Consider the following 8,290-nt stretch of genomic DNA (forward strand, 5'->3'; position numbering starts at 1 on the left):
GGCCCCAAAGATGTTAAAAAGGGGAGCTTAACATTTTTAGGCGGTATTGGCTGTTCAAGAAGTCTAAATAATTATCATAAGAGAGTGCTTTTGCGTACAAATAGCCTTGGGTACGGTCAGCTTTCATGGTGTTGAGCAGCTGGTGAACTTCTTGAGTTTCTACGCCCTCAATCGTGATAGTAAGGCCCAAGTTATGCGCCATATCTATAGCTGTTTGCACAATGACCTGATGAGCCCGGTTATCGGTTAAATCATACACAAACGACTTATCTACTTTAAGTTCATTAAAGTGATAGTTAACTAAGTAGCTAAGTGATGAATAACCAGTACCAAAGTCGTCTAACACCACCTTAACGCCCAGTGTGGCGAGTTCACCAACTAAGGTGACTAACGCATCTTGATTTTCGACAAACGCTGATTCAGTCAGCTCAAACTTCAATAAATGAGGGGCAACCTGATACTTTATTAAAAGGTTTTCTACTTTTTCGGTTAAATTGGCAATGGCTAGGTTTTTTGCACTTAAATTAACGCTAATACTATGTTCAGTTACGCCCTCATTTGCCAGTTTTGCAATGTCTTTGCAGGCTTGCTCTATCACCCAAAGTGTTAATTCATTAATAATACCGGTGTGTTCGGCAAGTAGAATTAGTTTTTCTATGGAAATGTTTTTAAACTCAGTATTAGGCCAGCGTAGTAGGGCTTCGGCATCATTGACACTGTTATCTTTTAAACTAATTTGTGGTTGATAAAACAGAGCGAGCTGATCCGTTCTTATCGCTTGTTGAAGCTTAGCAGCAAGCGCAACGTCCATAGCTAAACTGCTGTCCGCAGATGATGAGCTTACCTTACTTAGACTATGTTTAGCGTTATGTAATGCCAAGTAGCCTCGTTTCAACCAAAATTCAAAGTCATCACGTTTACCAAAGGCACTAATCCCCACGCTGTAATTGAGTTGTAAGTCTAGCCCTTTGATTTGATAGGTTTTTGGTAACTTATTTACTACCCTTTTTAATAACTCTTCGAGCGTGTGTGGGCTTTGGTTTTTAGTCGAGATACAGGCAAAAACACCGCTACCTAAATCAGCAATTTTAGCGGGTTGATTAATGCCATTACTTAAGTTAAAAAATTCTCTCTCAAAGCTCAATTGGCATTCTAATTCGTGCGCAACATGCTTAATTAATTCATATCCTTGGGAGGGCGTAATAATGGTATTTAGCGAGTTAAAATGACGTATTTTAACCAAACATAAAGTGGTAGAACGTTGCTGGGCTTTGAGTGCCATAAAGGCATACTTTAACTTTGCGCTATTGAGCAGTTTTGTTTGCTGGGTATGCGTGGCATGATATAAAGCGCGCTCACGCTGATAACGAACCCGATCGGCAAGTGCCATGGCCATGAGGACAATTTCACATAAGATGGCCATTAAAAAAGCATGACGTATTGAAAAGCTATAAGTGATAACGCCTGTAAGCTCTAAAGGCTGAATGGCTGCACCAATAATCAATGGCACCCATGAAAATACGTAAAACTTAGCCCATCTAAAGCCACTTTTTAATTTGTTATAAATTAAAATAAAGCAGACGATATAAAGTAATCCCAAAATTACAAAAAATATGGGGGCAGCTATATTTTCGGGAATAAAAAAGCTTAATGTACCGAGCACTAGCATTAGCCAGAGTAAACCAACACTTAATTTATAACGCCAGCAACGGTCTTTATGATATCGCAAAAACATGGTGCAAAAAGCGAGAGTGAAAAACGCAATAGTGTAATTAACGACAATTATTTTTTCGTGAATAAACAACTGCCATTCTAGCGGCCATAAATAAAAACCAAACCCCAGAACGGTGCCCATTAATGCTATAGCACTAATAATGTAGCCAATATAAACTAAGTACACGCGGTCTTTAATGCCAAAATAGAGTAATAGGTTATACAGTGAGGCCATTAATAAGACACCCGCGAAAATTCCCCAAATGCCTGTTTGTGAGCGAACTAAATCAACAAATACATTATGGCGATACAAGTGAATTGGGGTTTTACTGATCCCCACAGTATCTATTTTTATAATTAGTCGTTGTGTAGATTGGCCATCGAGGTTAAAGCGAATGTGGGGCACGCTGTACTTAAATAAAGTAAGACGTGGCTCTTTATCGCCAAGCTTATAAGTGTCGAGTAGTTGGTTGTTACTATTGAGCCGATATATGGTGAGATGATCTACCATCGGGTTATCAAAGTGGGCAACCACATCTTCTTGTTGGCTGCTTTTGTTTTCTAAATCGAGGCGTAACCAATAATTTTGCTGTTCAAAGCTCCAAGGTATATCGTTAAATTCTTGCTGTGTAAATAGCGCCTGCTTGGTCATTACTTCTGCAAAACTTTGTGTTTTGCTTTTGTCTATGTAATAAGCATGATCGAGGTAAACAGGGGTTATTTTATCTATGGTATAGCGTGATGGCATCACAAAGTTTGTTGCCAATGTGCTGATAATAAAAAAGATAAAAATAAGTATTACAACTGCCACCGCATGGTAGCGCAAGGTTTTAAATTCCAATATTAATCTATGTCCAGATTACTTTTTTTTATAGTGTAGCAGTAAAAAGCGCAGATAATCTGCGCTTTTATAAAATTTACTCGTTAGTTATCAATCGTTATGATTGTTCACGAGCAATTGCGCGATAAGCAATGTCAGTACGGTATTCCATGCCATCCCAGTTGATTTCATCAACCAGTTTATAGGCACGCTGCTGCGCTTGTGTAACTGTATTACCCAGTGCAGTAGCACACAGTACACGACCACCGGCAGTCACTACGTTATCGCCGTCTTGCTTAGTCCCTGCATGGAAGACTTTTTCGCCTTCAGGGTAAGTTACTTTCAAGCCACTAATAGCATCGCCTTTCGGGTAGCTATCTGGGTAGCCTTTAGCGGCTAAAACAACACCTACTGCAGCGCGTGAATCAAACTCAATGGTGGTTTTATCAAGCTCTACACGGTTAGCAGCTTCAATCAGTTCAACTAAGTCTGATTGTAAGCGTAGCATCATAGGTTGTGTTTCAGGGTCGCCAAAACGACAGTTATATTCAATAACCTTTGGTGTACCTGTCTCATCTATCATTAAGCCTGCATATAAAAAGCCAGTGTACGGATGGCCTTCGTTAGCCATGCCTTCTACCGTTGGGTAGATCACTTCGTTCATAATGCGCTGATGAATTTCATCGGTTACTACAGGCGCTGGTGAGTATGCCCCCATACCGCCAGTGTTAGGACCTTGATCGCCATTGTAAGCGCGTTTATGGTCTTGGCTGGTTGCAAACGGCAGTACGTTTTTACCATCAACCATGACAATAAACGACGCTTCTTCACCTTCTAAAAACTCTTCAATTACTACACGACTACCGGCGTCACCAAAGGCATTACCCGCAAGCATATCGCGAATAGCCTCTTCAGCCTCGCGTTCGTCCATAGCAACAATCACGCCTTTACCAGCCGCTAAACCATCGGCTTTAATAACAATCGGTGCGCCTTTTTCTTTTAAATAGGCAAGCGCAGGGTCGATTTGTTCAAACGTTTGGTAATCAGCGGTTGGAATAGCATGGCGTGCTAAAAAGTCTTTAGTGAACGATTTAGACCCTTCAAGCTGGGCAGCACCGGCGGTTGGGCCGAAAATAGCTAAGCCGTGTTCACGGAACTTATCAACAACCCCTAATACTAGCGGTACTTCAGGGCCAACAATGGTTAGCTCAACATTATTTTGTTGTGCAAAGCTTAGCAGTCCATCAAGGTCTTCAACGTTAATTGCTACGTTCTCAAGTTTTGGCTCAAGAGCTGTGCCCGCATTACCTGGAGCAACATAAACAGTGTTAACTTTTGTATTTTGAGCGGCCTTAAACGCAAGTGCGTGTTCGCGGCCGCCGCTGCCAATGACTAATACATTCATGGCGAATATCCTATTTAAAGCGGTTTTTTAAATTTCAGCGTCATACGGTCGCTTTCACCTATGGCTTTATATTTAGCGGCATCTTGCTCGCCAAGTCTAAGGCTCGGTGGAAGGGTCCATACCCCTTTAGGGTGATCGGCTGTATCAAGAGGGTTTGCATTAATATCGCTTTTTGCTTCAAGTTCAAAACCAGCTTGTTCAGCAAGTGCAATAACCACACTTTGCTTCATATAACCTGATGATTTTTGCATCTCATCATCTTGCTCTTCTGGTAGGCGGTGTTCAACCACACCTAAAGTGCCGCCTGGTTTAAGTGCTTTGTAAAAAGACTTAAACGCATTGCTTGCAGCTTCTTTATCTTTGCTCATGTACCAGTTATGGACATTACGAAAAGTCAGTACCATATCGGCGCTAGCCGCAGGAGCAATATCTAAATGTGTAGATGGGGCAAACTCAGTGAGTTTAACGTGACTAAAGCGGGCATCTTCAGCGATTTTAGCCTTAAAGCCAGCAAGAGAACGTTGGTAATAACCAACCGATGAATCAGCAGGGAAGTGCGCAGCATAATAGGTGCCTTGCTCTTTCAGCGCTGGCGCTAAAATTTCACTGTACCAACCGCCTCCAGGGGCAATTTCTACCACAGTCATGGTTGGTTTAAAGCCAAAAAATTCGAGTGTTTCTACAGGATTGCGGTATTGATCGCGCTCACTGCTACGCTCGCTTGCTTTAACTGCATTTGTTAATGCTGAGTCGTGGCCATGGTTATGTGCCAACGCCATTGTTGAGCTTAATGACAGTGTGGCAACCAGTAGAGATTTTAGTGCAAATTTCATCGTCTAATCCTTCACATTATAATTGTTAGTCATGGTTATAGAATAAGCAGAATACGTGAATTTGGTGCAAACAAAAAGAGCTAACTGAACCCGTTAGCTCTTTATGCGATTAATGACGGAAGTGGCGCATACCGGTAAACACCATTGCCATTCCAGCTTCGTCAGCGGCCGCAATCACTTCTTCATCGCGCATTGAACCACCTGGTTGGATCACAGCAGTAATACCAGCCTCTGCAGCTGCATCAATACCATCGCGGAATGGGAAGAATGCATCTGATGCCATCACCGAACCTTTCACTTCAAGGTTTTCATCAGCGGCTTTAATACCGGCAATTTTAGCTGAGTAAACGCGGCTCATTTGGCCTGCACCTACACCTATAGTCATACCGTCGCGGGCATAAACAATGGCGTTTGATTTAACAAATTTAGCTACTTTCCAGCAGAATAATAAATCTTTAAGCTCTTGCTCAGAAGGTTGGCGCTTAGACACAACCGTTAAGTCACCTTGCGTTACCATGCCTAAATCACGGTCTTGAATAAGTACACCGCCATTTACACGCTTAATGTCGTGACCTGTGCCTTTAGCAGAGAATTCACCACACTCTAATAAGCGAACGTTTTGCTTAGCCGAGACTATTTGAGCCGCTTCAGGACTTACGCTTGGCGCAATAATAACTTCAACAAATTGACGTTCAACAATCGCTTGTGCGGTGTTTGCATCAAGCTCTTGGTTAAAGGCAATGATACCGCCAAATGCTGACGTTGGGTCTGTTTTAAAGGCGCGTTCGTACGCTTCTAGGATATTTTCGCCAATTGATACACCACACGGGTTAGCGTGTTTAACAATTACACACGCAGGTACATCAAATTCTTTTACACACTCAAGTGCAGCATCGGTGTCGGCAATATTGTTAAACGATAATGCTTTACCTTGCAGTTGAGTCGCTGTTGCCACTGACGCTTCAGTGATGTCGTTCTCAACATAAAACGCGGCATCTTGATGCGAATTTTCACCGTAGCGCATATCTTGCTTTTTAGTGAATTGCATATTAATAGTACGCGGGAACTTAGTATCGATAGCGGCTTCTTCTGTGTAATCAGGAACCATTTTACCGAAGTAGTTAGCAATCATGCCATCGTACTGCGCTGTATGCTCATACGCTGCAATAGCTAAGTCAAAGCGAGTTTTGTAAGTTGTTGAGCCGTTGTTATTTTGCATTTCGCTAATAACACGGTCGTAGTCGCTTGCGTTAACAACGATCGTCACATCTTTGTGATTTTTAGCTGCCGCACGTACCATGGTTGGGCCACCAATATCGATGTTTTCAATAGCATCTTCAAGGCTGCAGTTTTCTTGAGCGACAGTATTCGCAAAGGGGTATAAGTTAACTACAACGATGTCGATAGCAGAGATATTGTTATCTGCCATTACGTCTTCATCTTGGCCACGACGAGCAAGAATGCCGCCATGAATTTTTGGATGTAGGGTTTTTACGCGACCATCCATGATCTCAGGGTGACCGGTGTGATCTGATACTTCAGTTACTTTAATTGCATTGTCAGCAAGTAGTTTACACGTGCCGCCAGTTGAAAGTATTTCAACACCTTGTGCTTCTAGTGCACGGGCAAATTCAACAATACCGGTTTTGTCTGACACACTCAAAAGTGCGCGACGTATAGGACGATGTGTATCCATTGTAGTTTGATTTCCTCAGTTAATGAGCTAGCTTAGAAGCGCGTATTTTAACTGATTACGACTCAAAAAACGACTTATAACGACCCATAAAGCGTGAGCATTTTGCAATTTCGTTAATAAATTTTACAAATAAAAAAAGCACCCTAAGGTGCTTTTTACTCAAAATACTTTATACCAGCTGTATTGGATTAGTAAGCAATTATAACGACAGAGAAATAAGTCAATAACAAGGCAAAAATTTTGCTGTGTAGTTATTCTACATAAAAAATTTTTAACGCAGTTAGGGGCTTATTTAGCTCGTTAGAATGATTACGGTTTCAATATAGCTGGTATTAGTTCATACCGTATTTTTTAAGCTTTTTACGTAAAGTACCACGGTTGATACCTAGTAAAATTGCCGCACGAGTTTGATTGCCACGTGTGTAAGTCATTACTTCTTCAAGCAATGGCGCTTCTAGCTCAGAAAGAACAAGGTCGTAAACGTCTTGCACATCTTGACCGTTAAGCTGCTTTAAGTAGTGGTGAACAGCTTTTTTCACTGCATCACGCAATGGCTGCGGTTTCTCGTGTGACTGAACATGAGGGTTAGTGATAAATGGAGAAGTCACGTTTTGTTCGAACATTATAAAGTCTCTTTCTTTCTTAGTTAGCTGCTAGTGTTTTAAAGTATTGCTCTAATGCGACGACCTGTGCCTCTGAATTGTCGAGCGCATTAAATACTCGCCTAAACTGACCGTCACTGTCATGGGTTTGCAAATACCAAGATACATGTTTGCGAGCGATTCGTGCTCCCATTGGCTCACCGTAAAACACATGGAGGTTAGTTAAATGCTCCATTAAAATACTGCGCACCTCTGCTATAGCAGGTGGCTGCATATGTTCACCAGTTCGCAAATAGTGGTCTATCTCCCTAAATATCCAAGGGCGACCTTGGGCGGCTCGACCAATCATAATGGCATCTGCACCCGTATAGTCCAAAACCTGCTTTGCTTTTTCAGGTGATGTAATATCACCATTAGCAACGACAGGTATCGACACTGAACGCTTTATATCCCTAATTGTGGCGTACTCAGCATCACCTTTATACATACATGCGCGCGTGCGCCCATGTACAGCCAGTGATGCAATGCCATAACGTTCAGCTATTCTTGCAATCTCTACACCATTACGGTTGTCCTGATCCCATCCGGTACGGATTTTAAGTGTCACAGGTATATCAACCGCGTTTACTACGGCATCAATAATCTCTTCCACGAGTTCTGGAAACTGTAATAAGGCTGAGCCTGCAAGTTTCTTGTTCACTTTTTTTGCTGGGCACCCCATATTGATATCTATGATCTGTGCACCGTTTGCAACATTGAATTGTGCGGCCTGTGCCATAAGCTCAGGGTCTGCTCCTGCAATTTGCACCGCACGTATACCCGACTCACCAGAATGATCCATTCGGTTCATCGACTTTTCGGTTTTCCAAACCTTCGGATTAGACGACAGCATTTCAGACACAGCAAGGCCAGCGCCTAAACGACGACATAGCTGTCTAAATGGTCTGTCCGTTATGCCCGCCATAGGCGCGACAATGACATTATTCTCAAGTTGGTATGAACCGATACGCACGATATTCAATAGGCCTCTTTTCAAGGGGCGCTAAGTTTACGGCTTTTTACGCAAAAATCAAAGGCTATAAATTGAACAAAAGTGACTTTTTTTTGCTCTTTTCGTATTGACATTTGATAACCGTATGACGAAGCGGTTTATTTGTGTGAATTTTGAACGGCTGTTACTTTTATAATAAAAAATCTTTATTTTTTATTATGTAAAAAAAT

6 protein-coding genes are annotated in these 8,290 nt (G+C 42.0%); all 6 read right to left on the reverse strand.

Annotation, left to right across the window (positions count from 1 at the left end; all coding sequences use genetic code 11):
* Nucleotides 1-13: 13 nt before the first annotated feature.
* Nucleotides 14-2,554 carry an EAL domain-containing protein gene (locus A9479_RS15925; RefSeq protein WP_064663972.1) on the reverse strand — a complete coding sequence of 847 codons (2,541 nt, stop codon included), beginning with the start codon at nucleotides 2,552-2,554 and terminating at the stop codon, nucleotides 14-16.
* Nucleotides 2,555-2,651: 97 nt separating this feature from the next.
* A complete protein-coding gene (purD, locus tag A9479_RS15930) occupies nucleotides 2,652-3,938 on the reverse strand; it encodes a phosphoribosylamine--glycine ligase (protein WP_064663973.1) in 1,287 nt (428 codons plus the stop codon).
* Nucleotides 3,939-3,952: 14 nt separating this feature from the next.
* On the reverse strand, nucleotides 3,953-4,771 hold the full coding sequence (locus A9479_RS15935; RefSeq protein WP_064663974.1) for a class I SAM-dependent methyltransferase: 819 nt from the start codon (nucleotides 4,769-4,771) through the stop codon (nucleotides 3,953-3,955).
* Nucleotides 4,772-4,880: 109 nt separating this feature from the next.
* Complete coding sequence (gene purH / locus A9479_RS15940; RefSeq protein ID WP_064663975.1) at nucleotides 4,881-6,467, reverse strand: bifunctional phosphoribosylaminoimidazolecarboxamide formyltransferase/IMP cyclohydrolase; 1,587 nt, start codon at nucleotides 6,465-6,467, stop codon at nucleotides 4,881-4,883.
* 332 nt (nucleotides 6,468-6,799) lie between these two features.
* The gene (gene fis, locus A9479_RS15945) at nucleotides 6,800-7,090 is read right to left on the reverse strand and encodes a DNA-binding transcriptional regulator Fis (protein ID WP_002957804.1); all 291 of its coding nucleotides are present in this window, start codon (nucleotides 7,088-7,090) and stop codon (nucleotides 6,800-6,802) included.
* 19 nt (nucleotides 7,091-7,109) lie between these two features.
* Nucleotides 7,110-8,081: a tRNA dihydrouridine synthase DusB gene (gene dusB, locus A9479_RS15950; protein ID WP_024601713.1), complete on the reverse strand. Its 972-nt coding sequence runs from the start codon at nucleotides 8,079-8,081 to the stop codon at nucleotides 7,110-7,112.
* Between the last annotated feature and the right edge of the window lie 209 nt (nucleotides 8,082-8,290).

Source organism: Pseudoalteromonas sp. MQS005, assembly GCF_001661605.1.
GTDB lineage: Bacteria > Pseudomonadota > Gammaproteobacteria > Enterobacterales > Alteromonadaceae > Pseudoalteromonas > Pseudoalteromonas tetraodonis.